The sequence below is a fragment of the Clostridium sp. CS001 genome (genome assembly GCF_020443565.1).
Classification (GTDB): domain Bacteria; phylum Bacillota; class Clostridia; order Clostridiales; family Clostridiaceae; genus Clostridium_AD.
This window is the reverse complement of record NZ_JAIZZN010000059.1, coordinates 1-2,938: the sequence shown is the minus strand read 5'-3', so window position 1 is coordinate 2,938 and position 2,938 is coordinate 1. Positions and strand designations below refer to the sequence as shown.

The 2,938-nt window shown below is 49.7% G+C and carries 1 rRNA gene; it reads right to left on the bottom strand.

Annotated features, from left to right (window positions below):
• Window positions 1-6: 6 nt before the first annotated feature.
• Window positions 7-2,934, bottom strand: a 23S ribosomal RNA gene (locus LGK97_RS19475).
• Between the last annotated feature and the right edge of the window lie 4 nt (window positions 2,935-2,938).

Sequence of the window (2,938 nt, the reverse complement as noted above, 5' to 3'; positions counted from 1 at the left end):
TTAATTAAGGTCAAGCCCTCGACTTATTAGTATTAGTCAGCTGAACATGTTACCATGCTTACACCTCTAACCTATCAACCTGGTGTTCTTCCAGGAGTCTTACTCACATCATGCTTACGCATGAGTGATGGGAAATCTCATCTTAGGGTGGGCTTCACGCTTAGATGCTTTCAGCGTTTATCCCTTCCAAACATAGCTACCCAGCGATGCCACTGGCGTGACAACTGGTGCACCAGAGGTTTGTCCATCCCGGTCCTCTCGTACTAAGGACAGCTCCCTTCAAATTTCCTACGCCCGCGACGGATAGGGACCGAACTGTCTCACGACGTTCTGAACCCAGCTCGCGTGCCGCTTTAATGGGCGAACAGCCCAACCCTTGGGACCTACTTCAGCCCCAGGATGCGACGAGCCGACATCGAGGTGCCAAACCTCCCCGTCGATGTGGACTCTTGGGGGAGATCAGCCTGTTATCCCCGAGGTAGCTTTTATCCGTTGAGCGATGGCCCTCCCACGAGGTACCACCGGATCACTAAGTCCGACTTTCGTCCCTGCTCCACTTGTAGGTGTCGCAGTCAGGCTCCCTTCTGCCTTTGCACTCTTCGCGCGATTTCCAACCGCGCTGAGGGAACCTTTGAGCGCCTCCGTTACTTTTTTGGAGGCGACCGCCCCAGTCAAACTGCCCACCTAACAATGTCCTGTGACCAGATTCATGGCCTCCAGTTAGAACCTCAGTACTGTCAGGGTGGTATCCCAAGGATGACTCCACACAGGCTGACGCCCATGTTTCTCAGTCTCCCACCTATCCTGTACAGACAATACCGAAATTCAATGCTAAGCTACAGTAAAGCTCTACGGGGTCTTTCCGTCCAATCGCGGGTAGCCAGCATCTTCACTGGCACTACAATTTCGCCGGATGTGCTGTTGAGACAGTGCCCAAATCATTACGCCATTCGTGCGGGTCAGAACTTACCTGACAAGGAATTTCGCTACCTTAGGACCGTTATAGTTACGGCCGCCGTTTACTGGGGCTTAAGTTCATACCTTCGCTTGCGCTAAGTAATCCCCTTAACCTTCCAGCACCGGGCAGGCGTCAGCCCCTATACATCAGCTTTCGCTTTAGCAGAGACCTGTGTTTTTGCTAAACAGTTGCTTGGGCCTATTCTCTGCGACCTACTTGCGTAGGCACCCCTTCTCCCGAAGTTACGGGGTCAATTTGCCGAGTTCCTTAACAGCAATTCTTCCGATGGTCTTAGGATTCTCTCCTCACCTACCTGTGTCGGTTTGCGGTACGGGCACCAATATCCTCGATAGAGACTTTTCTTGGCAGCGTGGAATCAGATACTTCAGGAATAAATTCCCTTCCCCATCACATCTCAGCGTTAAGAGCAAACGGATTTGCCTGCTTGCTCCGCCTAAATGCTTAGACACACATCCAATAGTGTGCACATCTTATCCTCCTGCGTCATCCCATTTCTGATAACGTCCATTGGTGGTATCGGAATATCAACCGATTGTCCATCACCTACGCCTTTCGGCCTCGGCTTAGGTCCCGACTAACCCTGAGAGGACGAGCCTTCCTCAGGAAACCTTAGGTTTTCGACCGTTAAGATTCTCACTTAACTCTCGCTACTTATGCCAACATTCTCACTTCTGTACCGTCCACCACTCCTTACGGTATGACTTCAGCCAGTACAGAAAGCTCCTCTACCGCGTACACGTAGTGTACACCCATAGCTTCGGTGGTAAGTTTTAGCCCCGGACATCTTCGGCGCAGGATCTCTTGACTAGTGAGCTATTACGCACTCTTTGAATGAGTGGCTGCTTCTGAGCCAACATCCTAGTTGTCTTAGAAATCCCACATCCTTTTCCACTTAACTTACACTTTGGGACCTTAGCTGATGGTCTGGGCTGTTTCCCTTTTGACTACGGATCTTATCATTCGCAGTCTGACTGCCGAAATAAAAGTATATGGCATTCGGAGTTTGATAGAGTTCAGTAACTGTTGTCAGCCCCTAGCTCATTCAGTGCTCTACCTCCATTACTCAATTAATCGACGCTAGCCCTAAAGCTATTTCGAGGAGAACCAGCTATCTCCGAGTTCGATTGGAATTTCTCCGCTATCCACAGCTCATCCCATGATTTTTCAACATCAATGAGTTCGGACCTCCACGGAATTTTACTTCCGCTTCATCCTGGCCATGGATAGGTCACCCGGTTTCGGGTCTACGACATGCAACTAGACGCCCTATTCAGACTTGGTTTCCCTTCGGCTCCGTACCTTAAGTACTTAACCTTGCTACATATCGTAACTCGTTGGCTCGTTCTACAAAAAGCACGCCGTCACACATATAAAGTGCTCCGACCGGTTGTAGGCACACGGTTTCAGGTTCTATTTCACTCCCCTTCCGGGGTTCTTTTCACCTTTCCCTCACGGTACTTCTTCACTATCGGTCACTAGGTAGTATTTAGCCTTGGGAGGTGGTCCTCCCTGTTTCCCACAAGGTTTCACGTGTCTCGTGGTACTCTGGATTAGATCTGACTGCTCTTTCCCTTTCATTTACAGGCCTATTACCTTCTGCGGAGCAGCTTTCCAGCTATCTTCAATTAAGGAAATTGCAGTATTCGTTGATCTATCCTCAACCCCTAAGTCAAAGACTTAGGTTTGGGCTCTTTCCCTTTCGCTCGCCGCTACTCAGGAAATCGATGTTTCTTTCTCTTCCTCCGGGTACTTAGATGTTTCAGTTCCCCGGGTCTACCTCTGTCATACCTATTTATTCAGTATGCAGTACATAGTTGTTACTATGTGGGTTCCCCCATTCGGAAATCTCTGGATCACAGGCTATTTGCGCCTACCCAAAGCTTATCGCAGCTTAACGCGTCCTTCTTCGGCTCCTAGTGCCAAGGCATTCGCCATGCGCCCTTTGTAGCTTGACCTTTA